Here is a 25087-nt window from a genome sequence, read left to right on the forward strand (position 1 = left end):
ACCCAGATGGGAAAGTTTTTCATTGATCGCCCAGTTTTTGCGTGGGTGCTCGCTATCTTCATCCTGCTCGGGGGTGCATTAGCGATCACGCAATTACCGGTGTCGCAATATCCGTCGATTGCGCCGCCCACCATCGTCATCAGCGCCAATTATCCCGGCGCTACAGCACAAACGCTGGATGATAGCGTCACCAGCCTGATCGAACAGGAAATGAACGGCGCCGATGGTTTGCAGTACATCGAGTCACAGAGTCAGGCCAACGGTGCAGTCCAAATCACCGTCACCTTCTCGCCTGACACCAATGCCGATCTGGCAGCGGTGGACGTACAAAACCGCTTGAAGCGGGTTGAGGCGCGCTTGCCCGCTGCCGTCACCCAACAAGGTGTGCAAGTTACCAAATCGCGCAGCAACTTTTTGATGTTTATCGGCTTATCGTCGACAGACGGCAAACTTGATCCAATCGCGCTAGGTGACTATTTGTCACGTAACGTGCTCAATGAAATCAAGCGGGTTGCTGGCGTCGGTCAGGCTCAGCTATTCGGTACTGAACGTGCAATGCGGATTTGGATTGATCCAGCCAAACTAGTTGGCCTGAACCTGACACCGGGTGATGTTACCGATGCTATTCAAGCCCAAAATGCATTGGTTGCTGGCGGTACTATCGGCGATTTACCTAGTCCGGGTACGCAACAAATCTCGGCAACGGTCGTCGTTACCGGTCAGCTCACCACTGTTGAGCAATTTGGCAACATTCAATTGCGCGCCAACAAAGACGGCTCGGTCGTGCGTCTACGTGACGTTGCGCGTATCGAAATCGGCGGGCAGTCTTACGCTACTTCAGGTCGTCTCGATGGCAAACCGACCTCATTCGTCGGCGTCCAGTTGTCGCCAACGGCAAATGCTCTCGGCACTGCGAAAGCAGTTCACGCAAAAATGGAAGAGTTGTCTAAATACTTCCCGGCTGGCGTGAAATACACTGTGCCGTACGACACTTCAACCTTCGTCAAGATTTCTATCGAAGAAGTGGTAAAAACGCTGATCGAGGCGATCATTCTGGTGTTCCTGGTGATGTATCTGTTTTTGCAGAACATTCGCTACACGCTGATTCCGACCATTGTCGTGCCGGTGGCGCTGATGGGCACTTTTGCGACACTGCTGTTGTTCGGTTTCTCGATCAACGTTCTGACGATGTTCGGGATGGTGCTGGCTATCGGTATTCTGGTGGATGACGCCATTGTGGTGGTCGAAAACGTCGAACGGATCATGAGCGAAGAAGGTCTGTCGCCACGTGATGCTACGCGTAAAGCAATGGGCCAAATTACCGGCGCTTTGATCGGTATCACGTTAGTGTTGATCGCCGTATTTATCCCGATGGCATTCTTTAGCGGTGCAGTTGGCGCGATTTATCGCCAGTTCTCTTTGTCGATGGTTGCATCAATGTTCTTCTCGGTACTGATGGCATTTACGTTGACGCCAGCATTGTGCGCCACGATTCTGAAACCGGTAGAAGCGGGACATCACCACGAGAAAAAAGGCTTTTTTGGCTGGTTTAATCGTCGCTTTAACGCCACGACTACCAGCTATCAGGGCTTCATCGCGAAGATGCTGACCAAAACCGGCCGCTACATGCTGGTGTACGGCGCTATCGTGGTCTGCGTCGGCCTGCTATATGCGCGCCTGCCAGCATCATTCCTACCTAGCGAAGATCAGGGTTATATCATCACTAACGTGCAGTTGCCTCCGGGCGCAAGTCAAAATCGTACGTTAGAAGTGATCAAGACGATTGAAGCGTATTACGCCAAGTTACCAGCGGTTGCCCACGTTGTCGCCATTACCGGTTTTAGTTTCTCCGGTAACGGTCAAAATGCGGGTCTGGTATTTACACCGCTGAAGGACTGGAGCGAGCGCGGACCGTCTGAATCAGCTGACGCGATTGCAGGGGCTGCATTTGGTGCGTTTTCAGCAATCAAAGATGCGATCGTTTATCCGTTGAATCCGCCGCCGATTCCTGAACTGGGTAACGCCACCGGTTTCACTTTCCGACTGCAAGACCGCGCTGGTTTAGGGCATGAAAAACTCACTGCTGCACGTAACCAATTGCTCGGAATGGCTGCGCAAAGCAAGTTATTGGCCGGTGTACGTCCTGAGGGTCTGGAAGATGCGCCACAGCTGCAACTCGACATCGATCGCGATAAAGCGAATGCGCTCGGTGTGTCATTTGCGGGCATCAACAGCACATTGTCGACCGCGCTGGGTTCTGCCTATGTCAATGACTTCCCGAATCAAGGACGTCAGCAACGGGTAATCGTACAAGCTGATGCACCACAACGTTTGCAACCGGAAGATCTGGCCAAGCTGTACGTGAAAAATACGGCGGGAACCATGGTGCCGTTATCGGCATTCATGACTTCACACTGGATTAGCGGTCCGGTGCAATTGACGCGCTACAACGGTTACCCGGCAGTAAAAATTTCGGGCGGCGCATCACCAGGTCATAGCACTGGCGAAGCGATGGATGAAATGGAAGCACTGACAGCTAAGTTGCCGCCAGGTTTTGGCTTTGAGTGGACCGGTCAGTCGCTGGAAGAAAAAACCTCTGGCTCGCAAGCACCGATGCTGTATTTGTTGTCGCTGATTGCGGTATTCCTGGTATTGGCTGCGCTGTATGAAAGCACCTCGATTCCGTTTGCCGTAATGCTAGTTGTGCCGCTGGGGATTCTCGGTGCATTGCTCGGGGTAACGTTACGCGGCATGCCGAACGATGTGTACTTTAAGGTCGGGATGATTACCGTTATTGGCTTGTCAGCGAAAAATGCGATTCTGATTATCGAATTTGCGAAAGACCTACAAGCACAAGGAAAAGGCCTGATTGAGGCAACGCTGGAAGCAGTACATCTGCGGTTCCGTCCGATTCTGATGACATCGATGGCGTTTATTCTTGGCGTATTGCCATTGGCGATCAAGACTGGTGCAGGCTCAGGCAGTCAACGTGCTATCGGTACTGGCGTGATGGGCGGGATGATTACAGCGACCGTTCTTGCGGTCTTCCTGGTCCCGGTCTTCTTCGTAGTTGTCCGTAAGATTTTCAAGGGCAGCGACCGCCAGAACAAGATGTATGCCGCGAACAAAAAAATTGATGTGGAGGCAGAGCATGTTTAATTCTTTACCGAAACACCTGACCAGCGTCCTATTGCTGGCAGGCGTTCTGTCGGGTTGCAGCATGGCCCCAACCTATGTGCGACCGGCAGCCCCGGTCGCGGGTAACTACCCGGCCGAAGAGTTCGCCACGACGCAATCTCAAACGGATGCGGTGACTCTCGGCTGGCGTCAGTTTTTCCCCGATCAGCGCCTGCAAACGCTGATCGCAGCGGCGCTTGAAAACAATCGCGATCTACGTACCGCAGTGTTAAATATCGAAGCGGCGCGTGCGCAGTACAACATCACCGCCGCCGATGCGTTGCCAAATTTCGACGGCAGTTTTTCTCGCACCAGCGGCCGTACTGCCGCCAGCCAGACCACTAATAATACTTCCGTGGTCGGTACTGGTTATGCAGTCGGTCTTAACATGACCGCGTTTGAGCTAGATTTCTTTGGTCGCGTACGTAGCCTGAAAGATGCTGCGCTAGCGTCGTATCTTTCGACTGAAGAAGCCCGTCTGTCGGCACAAATATCATTAGTCTCGCAAGTTGCTCAGGCTTATCTGGCTGAGCGCTCATATACCGAGCAGCAAGAACTGGCGCAACAAACGTTGAATAGCCGACTTCAGGATTACAAACTCGCAAAGATGCGCTTTGAAGTTGGCGCATCATCGGGGCTGGACTTGCGTGTATCGGAAACACTGGTGCAATCAGCCCGTGTCGCCTTTGCGACTTTGGTGCGCCAACGTGGTCAGGCTACCAATGCTCTGACCCTGCTAGTAGGCAAGCCGATGACCGACCTGCCAGCAGCGCAAGCGCTGGATACGCAGCAAATTGTGACCGACATTCCAGCTGGCCTACCATCCGACCTGCTGATTCGACGTCCGGATATCCGCTCTGCTGAACAACAATTGCGTGCAGCGAATGCCAATATCGGCGCAGCCCGTGCTGCGTTCTTCCCGCAGATTTCACTGACTGCGGGTATCGGCAATGCCAGTTCTTCGCTGGGAAGTTTGTTTGCTGCAGGTAGTCGCACATGGTCGTTCGTTCCGCAACTGACGTTGCCGATTTTTGAAGGCGGACGTAATCGCGCAAATCTGACATTGTCGGAAGTGCGTAAGAACATCGCTATCGCCAACTACGAAAAGACCATTCAGACCGCCTTTAGTGAAGTTGCTGATGCGCTGGTAGCACGCGGTGCGCTTGATGAGCAATTAGAGGCGCAACAGGCGTTTCTAGTGGCGCAACAAGAGCGAGTCAAGCTCACTGACCTGCGCTTTAAGAACGGCATCGCCAGTTCGAATGAACTGCTGGATGCAGAGCGCGATTTGTTCTCGGCACAGCAATCCTTAATTCAGACGCGCCAATTACGTCTGAACAATGCGATTGATCTGTATCGGTCGTTGGGTGGCGGTTTGAATGAGACTACGCAGCCGCCAGTCGCCCTGGCAGCTCAGCCGAAAGTGAACTAAACGACGAACTGAGATAGAACTTCGTTGAAAGATGGGCCCGCAACGGTATAAGCGTTGCGGGCTTTTTTATGTGGCAGACAAAAGGAAATAGACTGTGAGAGGAGTGGTAAATACGAACGTAATACATCGACGATATCTTGCGCCAGCCTGCCCGCACACCGCAAACTCACAATTGCTTAAGGATCCGTGCAGCACTATCAATAACGTAATTTGTACCAGGCAATCCCAATCCACTCATGCAAGGCGTAGTAACTGCGCCGCAGTCCCTCGCCGCTCGGTACAAAATCGGATATCGAAAACTTGTCATGACTAAAAAAAATCGTCGGGGCGGCGACGACTTCCAGCCCACTCTGTTGAAAAATCATTTTTGCGCGTGGCATATGAATAGCGTCGGTCACTAAAAGAATTTTTCCCACATTTTCACGTGCCAGAATGCCCTGCGAGAACGCGGCATTTTGCGCTGAGTTATTCGATGTTTCCTCCAACCATTTGACTGGCGTAGCGAAATCCTCTCTCAAAGATCGCGCCATCACCACAGCTTCAGATTCGTTGCCACCGTCCGGCTTGCCGCCGGCGACCAGCACCGGCAATCCCGTTTCCCGATGTAATCTGGCGGCATACCGCAAGCGCGCCAGCGTCCAATAACTGGGGCTATCGACACCGCCATATTCTGGTGCATTCTGTAACCGACCACCGCCAAGAACCACGATAGCTTGCGCGCCCCTTATCGAGGTTGCATTGAGCACAGGAGTTTGATTTTCCAGCGGCGCGACAAATAATAAGGCACCAGCGGATGTGCTGATAATCAGTAATACGAGCAGCGCAATGGCGCTTACAGACATACCGAAACGCGGCCAGCGTCGATACAAGAAAAAACCAATACAACACAGCAAAATCAAACTAGTAGGTGGTAGGAATAATGTACCGATAAGAGTATTCATAATGAGCGCAAGGTGCCTTCTATCGACGACATTTTTTGTTGAATTACGTGAAAAAGTTGACCTTAGATCACACCGTTTAGTCCGGAAGCGGCTATAGCAACCCTGCCAATAACGCCACCGTCCTTGCCGTCGCACCACGATGCAATTGCGCAAAGTTGCTGGCATTCTGCCCCATAGCCTGACGTTCAGTCTTGGTCACTAACAATCGCTTAGCCATTCCCAGCATCATGACCGCATCCGACACGCGTAACGCGGCCCCTGCGGCGATCGCTTGCTCCGTCACAGCTGCAAAATTAAAGGTATGGGGGCCGATCAGGACTGGCGTCCCTACGGCGCAGGCTTCAATCAGATTTTGGCCGCCTAGCGGCATCAGGCTTCCGCCTATAAATGCCACATCCGACACGCCGAAATAGGCAAACATTTCACCCATTGAATCGCCCAACATGACCTTAATTTCTGCCCCCAATTGTTCAGATCCCAAGACCGAACGCCGCAGCATTGGCAAGTGATAGGAAGCAATCAGATTTGCTACTTCCTCGAAGCGTTGGGGGTGACGAGGTACGATGATTAATAACAGATCGTCTATCGGCGGCAAGCTCGACAGAGCTGCCAGAATCAGCGCTTCTTCGCCCTCCCGCGTACTGGCGCATAACAAAACTGGTCGGGCTCCAATCTGCTGGCGCATAGCTTTGCCGATGCCGACTAACTCCTCTGATGGTGCGACATCAAACTTAAGATTTCCCGTAATTGTCACGTTGCGTGCACCTAATTCACGCATACGCTCGGCGTCATCACTTGTTTGAGCACCAACGCAACTGATGCCGCTTGCCGCTTCTGTCATTAAGGTCGTAAATTTTTTCCCGCGGCGTAAAGAGCGCGCAGATAAACGTGCGTTCACCAACGCTACCGGCACCTGATAACGGCCACATTGCGCGATTAAATTAGGCCAGACTTCCGTTTCCATCAAAATGCATAAACGCGGCGAAAAATGGCGTAGGAAACGACCAACCATCCAGCCAGTATCGTAGGGCAAAAAACTCTGTATTACGCGCGACGAAGTTCCAAACAAAGCCTGCCCGGTGGCACGACCAGTCGCGGTCATATGGGTTAACAAGATGGTATGTTGCGGATAGCCGGCAAGCAGCATGTTGATCAATGGTTCGGCAGCCCGGGTTTCACCAACCGAGACCGCGTGCACCCATAGATAGGCGGGTGGCAAATCCGCTCGGGCGCGATCAATCGGCGGATAAAATCCCAGACGCTCGGGGATGTGTTGTCGATATCCGGGCTCCTTGCGGCCTCGCCACCACAGACGGCAAAGTGCCAGCGGAATGATCAGCCACCAAACACAAGAATAAAGCAGGCGATACAACCGCGCCCGCATCAAATTAGGTTGCGGCCTGTCAGCCGCGTCAAAATAGCTAACGGGCTGGCGCTCGGATCATATTGCTTGGTGGGCGGCAGGTGCAAGGTCTGCTCCATCATGTATTGCCCCGACATGACGGCATGCGGCGTCTGATCAGAAAAACAGACCCAGACCGATCCAGCAGCAAAAGGCATCGTCACCTGCGGGCCATTGCTTTGATAGGCCAGATCCGACTTCATGCCATCGTGCAATTGCAACATCAGATGATCGTATTCACTCCGTAAAGATTTTGTGATGTGTAGCGCTTTCAGCACTTGTGCTTGCCAGCGAGAGTAAGCCTTTGCCTTCGGTAAGAATCGCTTCGCCACATCCTCAAACGGCTCACCCACCCGCCATACGCGCGCCTCGCCATCAGGGTTCAGATTGGCAAACACCCGCAAAATACGTTCACCGTAATTGGGCCGCGATGGAAAAGCATCCACATGCATACGTTTGTCGTCTGCACGCCAGGATTGCGCACGGGTCTCGACCTGCATTGGCCGAAAACTGGTTGGGGCCAGGCGCACGATCTCACTGTAAGCAGGCAATAGCGAAGCGATCAAATCCTGCGCCTGCATCCGAAAACGTCCCACCATTTCAGCCAATGCGACCTGTTCCGCGGCATCCCCGAGTGCGCCCTTTAACTCACCATCGGCGTTGAGGCTGATATTGCGACTTTTAGGATCGAGCACGGCAGGCGTTAAAAAGCGACGCTCTTCTGGCGTCAGCTTAAAAGTAAGTTTGGGGAAATACAATAACTTTCCTGCCTCTAATGCAGAAATCCAAGTTTGATTGGGGTGGCTGACGTGCCAGTCGGCACTATCGATTTGCAGAATTTGTTGGTCCATCGCCGTATTATGCCGTGTTGTGTTGACGGCGTGAACACTCCGCAGCGTTTATCGAAGGGGCTACTTGCAAAGCTAACCCCATTCCCCGCTCAATTCAGCAGCACATCTACCGCATCCAATACCTGTTCGACCGTCGGCGCGGTTCCTTCATCGCCTAAATTGATAATATTCTCCGACCAATTCCCCTCCGTTTTCCAACGTGGAGAATCGCAATACAACTCAATGGTCGGGCGATTAAAAGCCGCCGCCACATGGGTCAGTCCGGTATCGACGCCAACCACCAGCGACGCCCGCTGCGCCAGTAAAACGGCCTCCATCAACGGTAATTTAGGTAATATCTGCACATTCGACATTTGCGCCGCCAACTTTTCCGCCGTCTGTTTTTCGACTTCGCTGCCCCACGGCAACAATACAGGAATACCAACTAAAGCCAACCGTCGCGCAATATCAACCCAATTGGCAAATGCCCATTGCTTGTCTGCCCGGGCGGTGCCATGAAAAAAAACCGCATAAGGTTGGCGCGGTAACCAAGAAGGCCAATTCTCGGCTGCCAATGTTGGCATTTGCATATTGAAATTTGCCCGACCGTCTGCGCTGTAGTTCAAAGCGTGTGCTGCAACCTGACGCGCCCGTAAAACCGCATGCGTACGCAAACCGACCGGAATACTCAGCGTATGAAAAATGCGCGATATCGGCTCATAGCCCGAACCGTCAGTCGCATTTGCCAAGCCAACCCGTTTGCCGTCAGGCGTAAGACGCGCCATCCGCATGACAATGCTAGTTTTCAATAATCCCTGCGTATCAAAAACAATATCGTAGGCATCCTCTTTAAGCTGCCTGCGAAAAGCTGATATTTCACGCCGGGTAACAACCGAAAACAAACTTTTGCGCCAACGACGCAACGCGATAGGAATAATGCGACGTATTTCTGGATTAAGTCCGACCAGACTGACGTAGCCCTCCTCCACCACCCAATCGATATTAGCGTCGGGATAATGACGTCGAATATCGGACACCATCGGCATGTTATGCACCACATCCCCAAGGGATGAAACGCGGACAATGAGAATATTCAAGCGGATACTCGCGCGAAGTTCAGTTTAAAGAAGGATTAAAAAGGTAGATTTGCATCTGGCTTAACCGCCAAAATCACGCGTTTGAATTCTGCCTGAATGCGCGCCAGCGCCGCTTCTGACTCAGCCTCAAAACGCATCACCGCCACCGGCGTTGTATTCGATGCGCGCACCAAGCCAAAGCCGTCTGGATATTCAACACGCAGGCCGTCAATCTTGATAATGTCGTCTGCACCGGGAAATTGCGCCTGCTGCTGCAACGTCGCAATCAGGGAAAAATTCTCACCCTCAGCCAAAGTTAGTTGCAACTCTGGTGTGCTAGTGGACTGCGGTAACGCATTCAGCACCGCCGATGGGTCGTCTTCGCGGCTCAATAATTCCAGCAGCCGGACACCTGCGTATAAACCGTCATCAAAACCATACCAACGATCTTTGAAAAATACGTGGCCGCTCATTTCGCCGCCCAGTGGCGCGGCAGTTTCACGCATCTTGGCTTTCACCAAGGAGTGCCCAGTTTTCCACATCAACGGCTTGCCGCCATGTTTGATAATCCATGGCGCTAAATGCCGCGTGCATTTCACGTCATACAAAATTTCCCGCCCGGGATGACGTGTTAACACGTCGGCGGCAAACAGCATTAATTGACGATCCGGATAAATAATCTGACCGTCTTTGGTGACGACACCGAGGCGATCGCCATCGCCATCAAAGGCCAGCCCCAGCTCAGCATCGGTGGTTTGCAGAGCATGGATGACATCTTGCAAATTTTCAGGATGTGCGGGATCGGGATGGTGATTCGGAAAAGTGCCGTCGACCTCGCAAAACAATTCCTGCACTTCGCAGCCCAAAGCACGATAAAGCTCACCGGCAAACGCACCAGCGACGCCATTACCACAATCGACCACGATCTTAAGCGGTTTCGCCAAAGTGACATCGCTCAGAATACGCTGTAAATAAGCATCTTTGATATCGTGCGTGCTGTAACTACCACTACCGCCAGCAGCTGTGATTTGCGCAGCTACAGCATCTTTTACCGCGCCAGTGACGATTGCCTGATACAACGCTTGAATAGTGTCGCCATAAATCGCCTCGCCCACCAGCACCATTTTGAAACCATTATAGTCGGGCGGATTATGACTACCCGTCACCATCACACCCGATTGGGTCCCCAGAATATGGGTCGCGAAATACACCATCGGCGTAACAACAATACCCACATCAATCACATCCACGCCCACATCTTGCAATCCTGCGGCTAACGCAGCGGTCATTTCCGCCCCGGACAAGCGACCGTCCCGACCGATGACAACCGTCTTTTCGCCTCTGGCGCGAGCAGCCATACCAAAAGCCTGCCCAATTTGGCGCGCAATAGTAGCGTCGAGGGTTTTACCAATAACGCCGCGAATATCGTAGGCTTTGAAGATTGAGTTTTGAAGTGGCAACATAGAGTTGATACGAAGGGTTAAAAAGAAATGGGGAGAGGTTTGCGTAAGGCGAATCGTCCATTGATCATCTTAGTTCGGCATAACCGGAGTAAGCGATCACAAAATGGCGCTATCGCAGCACATCTTGCTTGGGTAGGTAATTCACTTAATGTCCATGCACAATAAACGCACTAGATCGCTGCCAGGAGTATTACGCATCCTGACAAAAATTTGTTCAATTCAGATAAAAACTAATAGATAACGATCGGCACCCTTGCGGATAACTCACTCCGGACCGGAGATGAAAATCCGCAAACCAATCTGAGGAGAATGGTCGTTTCTAACAAACACAAAGCTAGCGCCTGACGCTGCCTCGTTATGTATTCAAAGTAATGACAGAATAATAACGTGATCAATGCAGTATTTTATACGTGCAAAGCATCTAACGATTTGCCTGCCTCAACCCACTCACGTATCCATTTAGGCTGACGACCACGACCGGTCCACTGTAATGAAGCATCAGTAGGATTGCGATAACGCACCGCAACTTTGGCTTTGGTGACATTGCTCTTGATACGTGTTGAACTACCTAGTAAATCTTTAAGCGAAATACCGGCGCTTTGTGCGATTGCAAGAATTTGCTCGCGTGCTTTCGTCATTTCTTGGTGTTCACGATCCTTCAAAGATTGCTTAACCTGCTCCTGCAGCGCGCGTAATTCGGCGACTGATAGGCCTGATAAATCCATACTTCCTCCACTAAAGTGAAATTCCATTGAAAACTGCCCTTGCAGCCAACAACCCATCTTTACATACCACGACATCAACTTAGCGCACTCTCGTACACCACTAAGAAAGCGCACCAAGACCGGACGGAGCATACAGCGTATCGCGATAACACGCTCAGCACACTAAACAGATCAACTACAAATGTTGATATTCACCCACACAATTGCTCACCAATAAACAATTTGTATTAAATAATCCACAATTCAAGCTCTAATACACAATGAATAAGAACACTTACGCCAATATCCAATTTATGGAGATATTAATTAGAAAGAAGGCGAGTAATTTACTCATTCTTTTCATCAACCTAAGCAGCGCGATCACTCGCGGCTTGGGCACGCCAAATAAAATCCTCAATTCCACACTGCGGCGCATATTCTGCCACTATCCGCAGCAACATTGAACGTACTTCCTCGTAATCAAACTTATCGCAAGCGATTTCCAGCTTGACCAATAAATCCTGTAACACCACCCAAGGAATTTCGAGTTCTTGCGCACGCATGATCAAAGGATGCTCAGTCCCTTCAACATTCTCTCCAATCAACAACTCTTCATATAACTTTTCACCGGGGCGCAGACCAACATGATTAATTTCAATAGTACCGTCAGGCGTGCCGTCGGATAACACCTCAAGCCCGCTCAAATGAACCATGCGTTTAGCCAGATCAACAATCTTTACCGGGTCGCCCATATCCAGAACAAAAACATCGCCCCCCTCACCCATCGCCCCTGCCTGTAATACCAATTGCGCGGCCTCAGGAATCGTCATGAAATAACGCGTAATTTCTGGATGCGTTAGCGTAATGGGACCACCAGCCATAATCTGCTTGCGAAACAACGGCACTACCGATCCCGACGATCCCAATACATTTCCAAAGCGCACCATGCAAAACCGCGTCCGCGATGAAGACTTTGCCTGTAAACGAGAAAATGCCTGCAATATTAACTCAGCCAATCGCTTAGTAGAACCCATTACATTCGTTGGCCGTACAGCTTTATCGGTAGAAATTAATACGAATGACTTAACCCCCGCGGCCATTGCGGCTTTGGCAACGCTGAGCGTACCAAATACATTATTTTGAATCCCCTCAATAGGATTGTGCTCGACCAACGGAACGTGCTTGTAGGCAGCGGCGTGATATACGGTCTCAACAGAAAAGGTGCGCATTATCCGAATGCATTTCTCTGTTTGCAAAACTGAGCCAAGAAAAGGCATCAACTCAATATTTAAGCCCAAGCTTTGTTTTAACTCGCTCAATTCCTGCTCAATGGTGTACAACCCATACTCTGACATTTCGAGCAAAATTAAACGTGATGGCCGCTGCCGAATAATCTGGCGACAGAGTTCCGAACCAATAGACCCGCCAGCTCCCGTCACCATTACAGATTTATCGACGATACAGGCAGAAATCAAGGTCGGATGAGGATCAACCTGATCCCGACCAAGTAAATCTTCAATTTCAATTTCACGAACGTCTTGCAAACGCAATTCGCCGTTAATCAAACTTTTGATAGGTGGCGTTACTTTGATTTTGACTTTTAATGGTTCTAGACGATCCAGGATGTGTTTTTGTTGGACTTTTGTTTGGGACGGCATTGCCAACAATATTTCCTTGATATCGTAACGCGCGATAATAGAAGTAATTTCATCCGGGCCAAATACCTTAATACCCGCAATCGTTGCTCGATGTAACTCCACCTTGTCATCAATGAAAACCACCGGGGTATATTCATGACTGGCACGGAGCGCGCTCGCCAATTGAGAGCCAGCCTGCCCAGCACCATAGATCGCCACACGTACAGCACCTTCTACTCCACTTACTCGTAATAAAAAGCTTCGTGCTAAAAAACGACTTGCTGCAACATATAAAATCGAGCTGACCCAATAAATACCAAACACGGCGCGAGAGTAACCTGATGTCTGCGTAAAAGTACCCAACGCTGCCAATGTTATTACCGAGAGACTAACGCCCAACACTACAACATATACAATTTTATGATCAATAAATCGTATTACGGCTCGATATAAACCCAACTTTATAAAAATTGGAATCGATACCAATGGTACCGCTAATATTAATATAGCGTATTGGTGAAGTAAAAAATTGCTTACGCCGTCATAGCGAAGCGATATAGCCCAAAAAAAAGTGAGCGGTAAAAATATAAAATCTAGCGTAGCAGCGATAAGCTGCTTATACACTCGTGACAAGTTAAGGAATGAATTCATACTAAACTCAATCAATGTGCAATTCCATCTCTTCGAATGACTTTCAAAAAGGTCAGAAATATTATTTTAATATCTAAAAATAGTGATTTATTATTTAAATAGTCAACATCTAACTTCACTTTATCAGAAATCGGCAACTCATCTCGTCCATTAATTTGCGCCCATCCCGTTAAACCGGGAGTCAGTTTATCTACACTGTACTGCTTACGAAGTTCAATTAAGTCCTCTTGGTTGAACAATGCAGGGCGAGGCCCCACAAAACTCATGTCTCCAATCAAAATACTCCATAGCTGCGGCAGTTCATCCAGACTTGATTTGCGCAAGAACGACCCCATCGGAGTAAGATATTGTTCCGGATTAGCTAACAAATGCGTGGCGACCGCTGGTGTACCTATCAACATTGTTCGGAATTTTGGCATTTTAAATAGTTTATTTCTTTTGCCCACTCGATCTGACCAATAAATAACGGGACCCGGTGATGTTAATCGAACCAGTATTCCAACAAGAACTAAAGGAAACAATAGAAAAACGACAGCAATTAATCCAACAATTAAATCAAATAATCGTTTCATACTCAACTTAAAACCTCACATAACCAAGCATTTAAGCTATATTTTTTGTATATCAAACTACCTAACGCCACATAATCTTCTTTAAAAAATTCTTGATAAATAATAGGATTTTTTCTATCAATTATTAGAATATTTTTTTGATTATAAAAATCATAATTAGCAACTTCGGCATTAGTTGTAATCAATTTCTTTTTTGCACCAACGCATTCTATAGTTCTCATCGTCAATCCAGTTTGACCGGGATGATGGATGTCAACAATAACTTTACTACGAGAAATCAATGTTAACGTGCGTTTTTCGTTCAACGATAACCATTCAATATCACTCCATGGTATTTTACGAAAATTAACATCTATTATTTTCTTTACAAAAAAAACCCAACGACTTTGGTAGAAAAAATGCGTATGTATTTTAATTAAGGGAATCGCACTTCTCGCAGCATGAGTAATTCTCATCATAACAGGATATCTATCAGAGTGAATTGAACCCAAGAAAAGCAAATCAATATCAAAATTTGATGTTCCCTTATCAGCAAGTTGCTCATAAGCGGGAATAAAAAATAAAGGCAAATGCCGAACAGACTCAATAGATTCTGCATCAGATCTATCAAAACTATAAACTTTATCGAAAAAGCCTAGTTTTTCTATTCCATTTTTGAAATTCTTTAACGAATCCCAAGTGTAATAAACGAAATTAGCATTTATATTTACTTCCTTAAATCTACGAAGCCTTTCGACAGAAATCGCTTCTCCTTTTATAACAAAAACAATGTCATATTTATGATTCTTTGTTTGCAAAAGAATCTTATCAAAATATGCATCGCTAATGGGAGCCACTAATTTCGGAAAAAAACGAATTAGCGCTTTAATTAATGGCGTACTGGAAGGTCTTTCATCGAACCAATCAACAATATAGCCAAGACGCTCCAATTCCAACTTGATAACGTCTTGATAACCAAAAAACTTTGGGCCGATGAAGAGAATTCTCTTTTTAGACATTTGCAAATTAATTAAATTTTGAGCTTTATTTTTGCGGGTACTCCGATGGCCAAACTGCCGTCGGGAAGGGAGTCAAGGACAAGCGAATTCGCCGCGACTGTAGAACTATCACCAAGATGAATTCCGCCTAGCACTTTAGCGCCAGCGCCAATCATCACATCATCGCCGACCGTTGGCCTTTGCGATACATCAAACGTTAAGTCAGCATACTTAGCGCCAAGAGTGACACCCTGAAAAATAGTGACATTGTTACCAATTTTAGTAGATCCAATTACTGTTCCTACAGTATGGGGCAGCATTAATCCACCACCAATGTGGCAGCGTGTGGTCACTTCAATACCGAATATCACGACATTAAGCCATGTCAATACTGGACTAAATATTCGCAACCATCGATGAAGATAAAAATATCGGGCAAGACGGACTAATAAAACTGGCGTAAATCTAGGACTAAAAAATTTTGACCATTGTGGATGTCGCAGACCTTCCTGATCTAACGCAGAACTGGAAAGCCGAATAATATCCATTTTTATTAAAGCAATGAGTTCGACTATTTTCATAACTTATACTTTTTTACTTGACCCCATTAAGCCCTGGCTTAATAGTTCATTTACAGATTGAGTATAAGCTGCCTTATCCTCGACCGGTTGCTTTGCAGCCCACTCTAAAAAATTCTTTAATCCATCTTTAAAAGAAACTATAGGTGTAAATCCAAGAATTTTCTGCATTATCTCTATATTAGCTATATTGTGGCGTATATCGCCTACCCGAAAAGCACCCGAAACGCTAATCTCGCTATTGCTGGCAAAAAAAGACTTAATTTGTTCCGCAACGGCTAAAACACTAGTCGCTTCTCCCGAGCCAATATTTAAAGCGCCAACAAAATTGCCCTTATAGTTAATGCATCGAAGCGTGGCCTCAACAACATCATCAATATATACAAAGTCTCGAGATTCCAATCCGTCTTCATATATTTCGATGGCTTGATCTTGCCTCGCTAAATTTGAAAACACCGCGAGGATGCCTGTATAAGGATTTTTTAATGATTGACCGGGACCATACACGTTCTGGTAGCGTAATCCGAAGCCATTAATGCCTCGGGTCCGCGCCAACATTAAGACCGCTTGCTCTTGCATCTGCTTAGTTAAGCCGTACATAGACATTGGTTTGAAAGGAGCTTCTTCCGTCGTAGCCCGCAGAACCAGCGCATTATTACAAATAGGACAAACGGGATCAAATTCTCCCGCAGATAATCGCGCGCGCGCACGTTGTTCAGGATAAACAATATCATGGGCATCACAGTAATAGGCACCCTCACCATAAATGGCACGGCTAGAGGCTACAACCAATGACTGTAGTTTTTCTCCGCAAGCATCATTCTGGATCAGATCAAGTAAAGTCGCCGTACCCTGCACATTAACGCTGAAATAGCGATCTATTTCATACATCGATTGTCCTGTTCCTGTCTCGGCCGCGAGGTGAACAATAGTGTCGATCCCAGATAAGGCCTGCCGCATTGCATCACGGTCGCGCACATCTGCTTTAATTAGATCAACTTTTGCAAGTGAAATAGGTAAACAATTCAACGAATGAATTTGGGGACTAAAATTATCAAGAATGCGTACATTAGCACCCTGTGCTAGCAATACTTTCGCGATACTCTGCCCAATAAAACCAGCACCCCCAGTGATAAGAACGCTTGATTGATTTTGTGTTTTTTGATTACTCATATAGTTTCCAATTACGCCACAGATTTTATTATTTTTCAACTTTGTTAAACATACCCACTTGGTTTCTCAAAGACGATACATGCGCCAAATAACGCATCAAATTGAAATAACGTTCAGGACCTAAAATGAATAACGCAATGCGCATAAATTTCAATAATATTTTTATAGAAAGGCTATAAGAACCGGTGTCACGGAATATAAGGCGCTTGGAACGCTTATTACCTTTTATTAAGAGGCCATTGTTACGAGCAAAATGCTTAACAGGACCGTCAGCAGAAAATGGGTTCGGTTCATTTTTAAATATATCTGATCTAAGTCCTGCGTAAAAACGTCGAAGTGCAGGTGTAATGTATGTGCCATCTTCGAAATAATCAAAGCTATATTCTCGCTGAGAATATGTATCAGAAGAATTTTCTATTAACTCTCTCGCATAATCATGTGCTAACACCCCAAAATCCGGTCGACTACCAGGAGGAAAGCGAGTTTGCTTTTCAGCAATTGCATCCGGCATATTAGGATTAAACGAGCTGAAATGGATAAACACGAGAGGTATCTCTTCATTAATCCAAAATAACTCATTTTTTTTACTTAAATAACGTTCATGTAGATTCCAGAATGCAACGTTCAAGCCTTCATCGTGAAGCACTTGCATATTCGGGAAGAAATTTGGGGCTAGATTCATCCATTTTTGATCAACTCCCAATCCAAGTTGGGGCTCATAAAAACCATAGCGCAAACACCGCTCCGACCACCAATCAAGAAATGCCGATCCTTCTTTGCAACGCGATACTCCCACAAAACCAAGATTAAAAGCTCCAAATTTCAAAAAATCCAAATCATCAGGTTTATTACCATCAAGAATAGGAGTATTACTGTGAGGCGTTACTACTAATGAAGCAGTTTCCAATGCTTGAAATACCGAAGTTAAAGGAGCATACACTTTCATATCTGGATCCAGATATAACACAGCATCATGTTTTGTTAACGCAAATTTGAGTGCTGTCGGTTTTACATTCGTATTAAATTCAATTACATCAAAAGCAAATGCATGCTGTTCAAAATTGGCAATAAGTAAATCTTCAACCCAAATAATATTAAGCCCAAAACGATTAACCTTAAGATCACTTACTTTTCGATCCACGAGTACGAGGTAAAAACTATCGTCGGGATTGTGCTTTCTATATGAATCGAATAAAACAAGGGCTTTAGCGATGTAATTAATAGAGCAAATTGTGACTGCCGCTTGATTTTTCATCTATTTAACACCTAAGCTTATATAAATATTAATTATCTTATTTTCCATTTTGTTCCATGCCACAAAAATCGTTGCCATTATCCAATAACACATTGCACACTTTATCTTTACGAAATTCCGAACTTTCCGTATCTGTATTAAAGATATATGACATGAAACTATTTTGATAGTCTTCAACCCAAACACTTTGAGCTGGTTGCATAATTAGTCTTATCAAGAAAGTTAGTCCAAACAACAGAGTAATTAATTTATTTAACTCAATCTTTAAAAAATCACGAGTACCACTAACACTCCCATACGAAACCAATGCGAATGGAAGCAAAAGAAGAAAATAATGTTCAAATCTGGTAAAAATGGCAATCAATCTTAAAATTGGACCGACCATGCACCAAATCATCCCCATTGACCATGCAAACGATAACCAATAATTATCTTTAACAATTACATATTTTCGCCTTGCCAACAATATAACAAACCCGATTGGATAAATAAGCAAGCCAACATTCAATAACGAGGAAGATGAAATTTCATCATTTATATAATAATTAATCTTTTCTTGTAATATTAACGGAATATAATATTGTAAAAAATTAACTTTTGAAATCACAATTATTGAAATAAAGCAAAAAACGACGAAATAAAATACCTTTAATAATTCATTATTTTTTAATGGCTTCCTATTATTATCAATAATCCTTTTTGCAACATAAAGATATAAAACTCCAAATATTGCACTATTATGAAATCCAATTGCTATAAATATCAATAAATAACTTCGTTTTTTGTTATTTAAAAAAAATTCATATGCAGCATACAAACACAAGATCACTGCAATAGACTGCCTAATTTGCTCTTGAAATAAACTCCAGCCTTCGATAAAAAATATTATCAAGAAGAGAAAGGGAATATTACTCACCTTAACTCTATTGGCAATAAACATTAAAAAGAACAAATTAAAGAAAGCTATAACAACCACAAATGACTGATAGTTAAAATAATTCACTGAAAAAAATTTTAACGCAAGCGAATACAAAATTTCAAATGGCGGATTTTGAAAAACGTCGATCCATGGCAATTCGTTTAATTTATCAAATACATTAGTATAATTTATCCAATCGGCACCATTAAAATGACTACCTCCGAGTATAAAAAATAAAATGATAAAAACTAATACAACTTGCGTTTTTTTGAATAAATATAAAAATTCACAAAAAATCAGAAGTACAGCAGTAATTCCGTAATAAACTATCGCCAAATTCATATATTCTCATAATTATTAAATTTATTAGTAAATCTATCTTCCTCCGCTTTTTCCAATAATTCCATGTGTAATTCCAGATAAAACACTACTAATATATTTTATGCGTGGCTTACAAAATAATACTATTAAAATAATTCGTCGAATTGTGACAAGGCTATCAGCCAATACCCAGTTGATTGGATATTTTAAAGATTTATATAACAAAATAGCATTACGTGCCATATAGTATGCTCTTGTTGGCGAATGCATGGGGTAGCGTTTTCCTCTGGCTTCTAAGGCTCCATCCCCAACACTATGAAACATCTTTGCATCAAAAACGCCATAAGACTTATAACCAAGACTCAAGGCTCGCAGGCCCCATTCTATGTCTATATAATCAATAAACAATTCATCTTTCATATTCCCGATAATCATAAGTATATCCATTCGCAATAGCTGACCGGATGAAATCAGAAATGTAGCTTCGGTATACTGATCAAAATCAGGAGCATATAATTTCTTAAATCGAAATTGGTTTAATTTATAAAATGGATTAATAGTTAATGATGCTCTATCGATACAAACAGGGCCGACAGCAGCAACATTTTTGCCTAAATTTAATAATTTCTTTTCTGCTTCATAAAGTTTACAAACCATATTAGGCTCAGGCTCACTATCCTGATCAAGGATTAATATGTGGCTTGCCTTATTATTCTTTGCCCACTCGATTCCCTGATTTTGCGCTACTGCCAGACCTAGATTAGTTTGATTGCAGATTATCTCAGTACAAATAATTTCATTTACATGTGGTAGCTTACCGCCATTATTGACGATTACCAACAGATTAACTTGATGACTTATTGTAGATAGTAGCTTATTCAGAATATTTATATCTGGTTCATAAGTTACAATAATTGCACAAATATGTGTCATATAAAGAATTACCTTGTTAATGATTTTTTCGCAAAAATCAACAATAATACCAAATCCAGTCCAACTCTAATTACCCAAACAATAGCGGCACCAATTAGTCCAAATAAATGTAAAAATAAAAATAATAACGGTACGTAGATCAATAACTCAAATATATGTAAACGAGCAGTAATTTTTGCATCACCAGCGGCCTGAACAGCTGCAAATGGTACAAACGCTATTCCATTTAATAGAAGTCCCAGACTCATTACACTTACAATTATCCAAGATTTTTCTGCAAAATCCTTTCCAAGCCAAAGCGATATTCCCCAGTAGGAGCCAATAGCAATTATTAAGCAAGTTGGTAACAGTACCGCTGCGACTATTTTTATAGAATTTCGATATAAAATATTTGCCTCGGCGATATCGTCTCTGATTTTTGATGCCAGTCTTGGAAATAAGGCGCTAGTTAATGCCGCAGGAACAACTAAAACGCGAATCAACACTTCAAAAGGGACAGTATAATAAGCGACTGCACTCGCTCCTAAAATTGCAGATATTACGAAACGGTCTGCGGTTACCATCAAAGGGCTGATAATATTTGAAACGGTCATCCATATTCCAAACGAAAGCAGTCCTTTGACATCTTTTGTACTAGATTTACTTTTAATCCATCCCTTCGGCACTTTGCGATTCATCATTAGCACATGGGCACCAAGTACTATAAGGCGCGTAACTATTAAAGTAATCACAATCAATGTCAATGATGGCCCGAAGAACATGACACTTAAGGCAGGGAGGCCAAAGTTTGCAGCTCCTAAGCCTATCCGTAAAAGATTAACCCCCTTAAAATCTTCATAAGCCTCCAATACTCCACGCAAACCAGTCGTAACCGTAGTAAGAGGAATACCTAAAGCTGCGATTAGTAAACACCGTGCTGTATCCTCTTGCAGCGATAAGCTAACTTTCAACCAATTATGACCAAGTTCGCCTGATAAGATTGCCAAAATAAAACCACCAAAGATTCCGGCAACAGCTGTAAAAATTAATCCAGACTTAACTAAATGCGGCACTCGACTTTGATCATTAGATGTCAAACATGATGCTACTTGCTGCGTCAATGCTCGGCCTAATCCAAAATCAAAAAGGCTAAAGTAACCAATTAATGCCCAAACAAGTGTAAGAATTCCAAAGGCTTCGACACCAATATGTTTAACTAAATAAGGAATAGTTACTGCACCAAGCAAAAATGGTAATCCAGTTCCGGCCAAATTCCAGACAGTGTTACGCTTTAAAGACATTAATAGGTGTACCCTTACTTTAATACTTGAGTTTTATTGATTTCGACATGAATTAAAAAATATCGAAACTATCAATGAGTGCAGAAAAATTAATCTAATAAAAGATATAAATTTATCAATAATCATATAATTTATTAATTATAAAAATAATATTTAAATTTCATCGAACTGCATTATGAAATTTGACCAATGCAAACCTTGAGGCTCTGATTCCAATTAGGAATCGGGGAACTAAGTAAGGCCTGCAATTTGGTTGTGCTAAGTCGTGAATTACTTGGCCTCGCGGCAGGAACCGGATACTCCAAGGTCGATATAGGTAATACTTTAGGCTCGGACGTTCTTAAAAACCGTCCCTCCAAAGCAGCATCCGCAAAAATTTGACGGGCAAATCTGCACCAAGTGGTATATCCGGAGTTGACAAAATTATATATACCGCCGATTTCCAGCAACCGAGAATTCACTTCATCCGCGTCTAGGGGCGCATCCGAAGGTCCCTGAATTAATTGTGCCGTCGTATCGGCTATCCACCCAGCCCAGGTAGGCGAGCCCCATTGATCATCCACAACCTTTAATTCAGTACGCTCATTTCCTAACCGCAGCATAGTTAACAGAAAATTCTTACCGTGTGCGGAATAAACCCAACTAGTGCGTAAAATTAAATGCGTGCAACCGCTGTTCTTGATGGCTTGTTCGCCAGCCAATTTCGTTTTCCCATAAATGTTAATCGGATTCGGCAGATCACTTTCTGTGTAGCTTTGATATTCTCCGTGCGAATCGCGCTTGATACCGTCAAAGACATAATCGGTACTGTAGTGAATCATCGTAGCCCCCAGCTTCTTGGCTTCCTCTGCCATCACACCCGGCGCTTCGCCATTAATCCGCATAGCCAGTTCCGGCTCGCTCTCGGCCTTATCTACTGCAGTATATGCGGCTGGATTAACAATCAAATTGGGTTTCACCGCACGAATAACATCGCGCACCTGATCCAAATTCGATAAGTCCATTTGACTGCGATCTACAGCAATGATTTCACCCAGACCTTGCAGACTGCGTTCAAGCTCATAGCCGACCTGACCAGTTTTACCGGTAAGTAAAATCTTCATATAAAAACCTCAGCATCAATAAGTAATTTTCCGGCTTGATCTTTCCCTGACAATAATGGCGCACCATCTATCGGCCACTGTATGCCAATCGCTGGATCATTCCAGAGAATCGAGCGTTCAAATTCCGGCGCCCAATAATCCGTTGTTTTATATAAAAATTCTGCGGAATCACTCGTCACCACAAAACCATGGGCAAAGCCTGGCGGCACCCATAATTGTCGCTTATTGTCGGCAGATAAAATCACGCCCACCCAATGCCCAAAAGTAGATGAGTTTTTTCGTATATCCACAGCAACATCAAACACCTCACCTGCGACTACGCGGACTAACTTTCCCTGCGGTTGTTGAATCTGATAGTGCAAACCCCGTAAAACATTTTTGGCCGATTTGGAATGATTATCTTGAACAAAATTGGTCGTAACACCGGTTAACTCTTTAAAGCGGCGTTCATTAAAGCTTTCGTAAAAGAAACCCCGATCATCTCCGAATGATTGAGGTTCAATAATCAAAACATCAGGAATGTCTGTTGTATGTAATTGCATCTTTAAAACACCTTATCTGTCAGTAAGCGCAGTAAATACTGCCCATAGCCATTTTTCTTCAACGGCTGCGCCAATATTTCGAGTTGTTCTGCCGTGATATAACCCTTGCGATAGGCGATTTCTTCAGGGCAGGCTACTTTGAGCCCCTGACGATTTTCTATGGTGGCAATGAATTGGCCCGCCTCCAGTAATGATTCGTGCGTACCGGTATCGAGCCAAGCCATTCCCCGGCCCATTAATTCAACATTAAGTTGCTGACTTTCAAGATAGACACGATTGACATCGGTGATCTCAAGTTCGCCTCTAGCCGACGGTTTAATATGTGCGGCAATCTCGCACACCTGTTGGTCGTAGAAATAAAGACCCGTCACAGCATAATTTGATTTTGGTTTTAACGGCTTTTCTTCAATGCTGATCGCCTGACGCTCACTATCGAATTCGACTACGCCATAACGTTCGGGGTCATGGACATGATAAGCAAACACGGTGGATCCGCTCGTGCGCGCCGAAGCCTCGCTTAGCTGTTTCTCGAAGTCGTGGCCGTAATAAATGTTATCGCCAAGAATAAGAGCGGAAGGCGAATCTCCGACAAACTCACGCCCGATGACAAATGCCTGGGCCAATCCGTCTGGGGTGGGCTGGACTGCATAGGTTAACACGAGACCCCATTGGCTCCCATCGCCGAGTAACTCTCTGAAGCGCGGTGTGTCCTGGGGTGTCGATATAATCAGGATTTCACGGATACCTGCCAACATTAATGTCGTAAGCGGGTAATAAATCATCGGTTTGTCGTATACCGGCAGCAACTGTTTGGACACTGCCATCGTCACCGGATATAAACGCGTGCCGGAACCACCTGCGAGAATAATACCTTTGCGCGCTGTCGTCATACCGGGACCTCCTCACCAGCGTTACGCTCGCTGTAGTTCTGCTCCACCCATTTCAAATAGTCGCCTGATTGAACATTGCTGACCCACTCCTGATGATCCAAATACCACTGTACCGTCTTGCGAATACCTGTTTCAAAGGTTTCCGCTGGCTTCCAGCCTAATTCGCGTTGTATTTTGCGTGCATCAATGGCGTAGCGACGGTCATGCCCGGGACGGTCGGTAACATACGTGATTTGATCACGATAGCTGCCGGCGCTCTTAGGATCAAGTTGATCGAGAATGTCACACAACACGTGAACCACATCCAGATTAGCTTTTTCATTCCAGCCACCGATGTTATAAACCTCGCCCGGCGTTCCAGCTTCCAGCACACGGCGAATTGCAGCGCAATGATCGCTGACATACAACCAGTCGCGCACTTGTTGGCCATCACCATAAATGGGCAATGGTTTGCCCGCGCGGGCGTTGGTGATAATCAATGGAATGAGTTTTTCGGGAAAATGATAAGGGCCGTAATTGTTGGAACAATTGCTCGTCAGCGTCGGCAAACCGTAAGTGTGATGGTAAGACCGCACGAGGTGATCCGATGCAGCTTTGGATGCAGAATAGGGGCTATTTGGTGCATATTGAGTCGTTTCTGTGAATGGCGCGTCATCCGGGCCAAGCGTGCCGTATACCTCATCGGTCGAGACATGCAGAAAACGGAAGGCGGCTTTGTCATCTGAAGGCAATGTGCCCCAGTGCGCACGGACTGCTTCGAGCAAACCAAAAGTGCCATTGACATTTGTTTCGATAAACGCGGCAGGACCATGGATCGAACGATCAACGTGGCTTTCTGCAGCGAAGTGGACGACAGCCCGCGGCTTGTGTTGTGCCAGCAATGCAGCGACATGCGCGGTATCACCGATATCGCCCTGCACAAAAATATGGCGAGGGTCGTTAATCACGCTGGCAAGGTTATTAATATTGCCAGCGTAAGTCAATTTATCGAGGTTAATTACCGGCTCATCATTTTTTGCGAGCCAGTCAAGTACAAAATTGGAACCGATAAATCCGGCTCCGCCAGTAATTAGAATCATAGAATTGCCCTGAATGCGTTTAACAAAATGGCTAGATATTGACTCAAAAAGAAGAGATCAAAATGCAAACGTACCGAAATTTGGGATTAGCCCCGAATTATCTACTATTATCGCTATGATTAAATTATCAAAAAAACATTAGACAATCCCCC

The 25087-nt window shown here is 45.4% G+C and carries 21 protein-coding genes; 2 read left to right on the top strand and 19 right to left on the bottom strand.

Going from position 1 to position 25087, the window contains the following annotated elements:
* Positions 1 to 6 precede the first annotated feature (6 nt).
* Complete coding sequence (locus tag C7W93_RS12400) at positions 7 to 3159, top strand: efflux RND transporter permease subunit (RefSeq protein WP_108440282.1); 3153 nt, start codon at positions 7 to 9, stop codon at positions 3157 to 3159.
* Positions 3152 to 4609: an efflux transporter outer membrane subunit gene (locus C7W93_RS12405; protein WP_108440283.1), complete on the top strand. Its 1458-nt coding sequence runs from the start codon at positions 3152 to 3154 to the stop codon at positions 4607 to 4609. The genes C7W93_RS12400 and C7W93_RS12405 overlap by 8 nt, the downstream gene beginning before the upstream one ends.
* Before the next feature lie 197 nt (positions 4610 to 4806).
* Here the strand turns inward: C7W93_RS12405 and C7W93_RS12410 are convergent, their stop codons facing one another.
* The 19 genes from C7W93_RS12410 to rfbB form a co-directional block, all read right to left on the bottom strand.
* Positions 4807 to 5550 (bottom strand): YdcF family protein, encoded by a 744-nt coding sequence (locus C7W93_RS12410; protein WP_108440284.1) that lies wholly within the window; start codon positions 5548 to 5550, stop codon positions 4807 to 4809.
* 91 nt (positions 5551 to 5641) lie between these two features.
* Positions 5642 to 6934 carry a lipid IV(A) 3-deoxy-D-manno-octulosonic acid transferase gene (gene waaA / locus C7W93_RS12415; protein ID WP_108440285.1) on the bottom strand — a complete coding sequence of 431 codons (1293 nt, stop codon included), beginning with the start codon at positions 6932 to 6934 and terminating at the stop codon, positions 5642 to 5644.
* A complete protein-coding gene (locus C7W93_RS12420; protein ID WP_108440286.1) occupies positions 6934 to 7803 on the bottom strand; it encodes a Kdo hydroxylase family protein in 870 nt (289 codons plus the stop codon). Before C7W93_RS12420 ends, waaA begins: the two co-directional genes overlap by 1 nt.
* Positions 7804 to 7892: 89 nt before the next feature.
* On the bottom strand, positions 7893 to 8879 hold the full coding sequence (waaC, locus tag C7W93_RS12425) for a lipopolysaccharide heptosyltransferase I (RefSeq protein WP_108440287.1): 987 nt from the start codon (positions 8877 to 8879) through the stop codon (positions 7893 to 7895).
* Between the two features lie 35 nt (positions 8880 to 8914).
* A complete protein-coding gene (locus C7W93_RS12430; RefSeq protein WP_108440288.1) occupies positions 8915 to 10321 on the bottom strand; it encodes a phosphomannomutase/phosphoglucomutase in 1407 nt (468 codons plus the stop codon).
* A 404-nt stretch (positions 10322 to 10725) separates the two neighbouring features.
* Positions 10726 to 11046 (bottom strand): H-NS family nucleoid-associated regulatory protein, encoded by a 321-nt coding sequence (locus C7W93_RS12435; RefSeq protein ID WP_108440289.1) that lies wholly within the window; start codon positions 11044 to 11046, stop codon positions 10726 to 10728.
* Positions 11047 to 11393: 347 nt separating this feature from the next.
* Complete coding sequence (locus tag C7W93_RS12440; protein ID WP_108440290.1) at positions 11394 to 13313, bottom strand: nucleoside-diphosphate sugar epimerase/dehydratase; 1920 nt, start codon at positions 13311 to 13313, stop codon at positions 11394 to 11396.
* Positions 13314 to 13324: 11 nt separating this feature from the next.
* Positions 13325 to 13885: a sugar transferase gene (locus tag C7W93_RS12445; protein WP_108440291.1), complete on the bottom strand. Its 561-nt coding sequence runs from the start codon at positions 13883 to 13885 to the stop codon at positions 13325 to 13327.
* 2 nt (positions 13886 to 13887) lie between these two features.
* Entirely contained in the window at positions 13888 to 14883 is a 996-nt protein-coding gene (locus C7W93_RS12450; RefSeq protein ID WP_108440292.1) for a capsular biosynthesis protein CpsH, read from the bottom strand.
* Positions 14884 to 14894: 11 nt separating this feature from the next.
* Complete coding sequence (locus tag C7W93_RS12455) at positions 14895 to 15443, bottom strand: serine O-acetyltransferase (RefSeq protein WP_225869822.1); 549 nt, start codon at positions 15441 to 15443, stop codon at positions 14895 to 14897.
* Positions 15444 to 15446: 3 nt separating this feature from the next.
* On the bottom strand, positions 15447 to 16613 hold the full coding sequence (locus tag C7W93_RS12460) for an NAD(P)-dependent oxidoreductase (protein WP_108440294.1): 1167 nt from the start codon (positions 16611 to 16613) through the stop codon (positions 15447 to 15449).
* A gap of 28 nt (positions 16614 to 16641) precedes the next feature.
* Positions 16642 to 17868, bottom strand: a complete 1227-nt coding sequence (locus C7W93_RS12465; protein ID WP_108440295.1) for a glycosyl transferase — start codon at positions 17866 to 17868, stop codon at positions 16642 to 16644.
* 37 nt (positions 17869 to 17905) lie between these two features.
* Positions 17906 to 19129: an EpsG family protein gene (locus tag C7W93_RS12470; RefSeq protein ID WP_108440296.1), complete on the bottom strand. Its 1224-nt coding sequence runs from the start codon at positions 19127 to 19129 to the stop codon at positions 17906 to 17908.
* A gap of 33 nt (positions 19130 to 19162) precedes the next feature.
* Positions 19163 to 20041 carry a glycosyltransferase family 2 protein gene (locus C7W93_RS12475; protein WP_108440297.1) on the bottom strand — a complete coding sequence of 293 codons (879 nt, stop codon included), beginning with the start codon at positions 20039 to 20041 and terminating at the stop codon, positions 19163 to 19165.
* 8 nt (positions 20042 to 20049) lie between these two features.
* Positions 20050 to 21321, bottom strand: coding sequence for a flippase (locus C7W93_RS12480; protein WP_108440298.1), 1272 nt, complete (start codon positions 21319 to 21321; stop codon positions 20050 to 20052).
* Positions 21322 to 21494: 173 nt separating this feature from the next.
* Complete coding sequence (gene rfbD, locus C7W93_RS12485; protein ID WP_108440299.1) at positions 21495 to 22424, bottom strand: dTDP-4-dehydrorhamnose reductase; 930 nt, start codon at positions 22422 to 22424, stop codon at positions 21495 to 21497.
* Positions 22421 to 22966, bottom strand: coding sequence for a dTDP-4-dehydrorhamnose 3,5-epimerase (rfbC, locus tag C7W93_RS12490; protein WP_108440300.1), 546 nt, complete (start codon positions 22964 to 22966; stop codon positions 22421 to 22423). Before rfbC ends, rfbD begins: the two co-directional genes overlap by 4 nt.
* A gap of 2 nt (positions 22967 to 22968) precedes the next feature.
* A complete protein-coding gene (gene rfbA, locus C7W93_RS12495) occupies positions 22969 to 23856 on the bottom strand; it encodes a glucose-1-phosphate thymidylyltransferase RfbA (protein WP_108440301.1) in 888 nt (295 codons plus the stop codon).
* Complete coding sequence (gene rfbB, locus C7W93_RS12500; RefSeq protein WP_108440302.1) at positions 23853 to 24935, bottom strand: dTDP-glucose 4,6-dehydratase; 1083 nt, start codon at positions 24933 to 24935, stop codon at positions 23853 to 23855. Before rfbB ends, rfbA begins: the two co-directional genes overlap by 4 nt.
* Positions 24936 to 25087 lie beyond the last annotated feature (152 nt).

The organism is Glaciimonas sp. PCH181 (genome assembly GCF_003056055.1).
In the GTDB taxonomy this organism is placed as follows: Bacteria; Pseudomonadota; Gammaproteobacteria; order Burkholderiales; family Burkholderiaceae_D; genus Glaciimonas.

Bases quoted from the DNA above. Each gene is read 5' to 3' on its own strand.
- C7W93_RS12400 (WP_108440282.1), top strand. From the start codon at position 7: ATGGGAAAGTTTTTCATTGATCGCCCAGTTTTTGCGTGGGTGCTCGCT.
- C7W93_RS12405 (WP_108440283.1), top strand. From the start codon at position 3,152: ATGTTTAATTCTTTACCGAAACACCTGACCAGCGTCCTATTGCTGGCA.
- C7W93_RS12410 (WP_108440284.1), bottom strand. From the start codon at position 5,550: ATGAATACTCTTATCGGTACATTATTCCTACCACCTACTAGTTTGATT.
- waaA (WP_108440285.1), bottom strand. From the start codon at position 6,934: ATGCGGGCGCGGTTGTATCGCCTGCTTTATTCTTGTGTTTGGTGGCTG.
- C7W93_RS12420 (WP_108440286.1), bottom strand. From the start codon at position 7,803: ATGGACCAACAAATTCTGCAAATCGATAGTGCCGACTGGCACGTCAGC.
- C7W93_RS12430 (WP_108440288.1), bottom strand. From the start codon at position 10,321: ATGTTGCCACTTCAAAACTCAATCTTCAAAGCCTACGATATTCGCGGC.
- C7W93_RS12435 (WP_108440289.1), bottom strand. From the start codon at position 11,046: ATGGATTTATCAGGCCTATCAGTCGCCGAATTACGCGCGCTGCAGGAG.
- C7W93_RS12440 (WP_108440290.1), bottom strand. From the start codon at position 13,313: ATGAATTCATTCCTTAACTTGTCACGAGTGTATAAGCAGCTTATCGCT.
- C7W93_RS12445 (WP_108440291.1), bottom strand. From the start codon at position 13,885: ATGAAACGATTATTTGATTTAATTGTTGGATTAATTGCTGTCGTTTTT.
- C7W93_RS12450 (WP_108440292.1), bottom strand. From the start codon at position 14,883: ATGTCTAAAAAGAGAATTCTCTTCATCGGCCCAAAGTTTTTTGGTTAT.
- C7W93_RS12455 (WP_225869822.1), bottom strand. From the start codon at position 15,443: ATGAAAATAGTCGAACTCATTGCTTTAATAAAAATGGATATTATTCGG.
- C7W93_RS12460 (WP_108440294.1), bottom strand. From the start codon at position 16,613: ATGAGTAATCAAAAAACACAAAATCAATCAAGCGTTCTTATCACTGGG.
- C7W93_RS12465 (WP_108440295.1), bottom strand. From the start codon at position 17,868: ATGAAAAATCAAGCGGCAGTCACAATTTGCTCTATTAATTACATCGCT.
- C7W93_RS12470 (WP_108440296.1), bottom strand. From the start codon at position 19,129: ATGAATTTGGCGATAGTTTATTACGGAATTACTGCTGTACTTCTGATT.
- C7W93_RS12475 (WP_108440297.1), bottom strand. From the start codon at position 20,041: ATGACACATATTTGTGCAATTATTGTAACTTATGAACCAGATATAAAT.
- C7W93_RS12480 (WP_108440298.1), bottom strand. From the start codon at position 21,321: ATGTCTTTAAAGCGTAACACTGTCTGGAATTTGGCCGGAACTGGATTA.
- rfbD (WP_108440299.1), bottom strand. From the start codon at position 22,424: ATGAAGATTTTACTTACCGGTAAAACTGGTCAGGTCGGCTATGAGCTT.
- rfbC (WP_108440300.1), bottom strand. From the start codon at position 22,966: ATGCAATTACATACAACAGACATTCCTGATGTTTTGATTATTGAACCT.
- rfbA (WP_108440301.1), bottom strand. From the start codon at position 23,856: ATGACGACAGCGCGCAAAGGTATTATTCTCGCAGGTGGTTCCGGCACG.
- rfbB (WP_108440302.1), bottom strand. From the start codon at position 24,935: ATGATTCTAATTACTGGCGGAGCCGGATTTATCGGTTCCAATTTTGTA.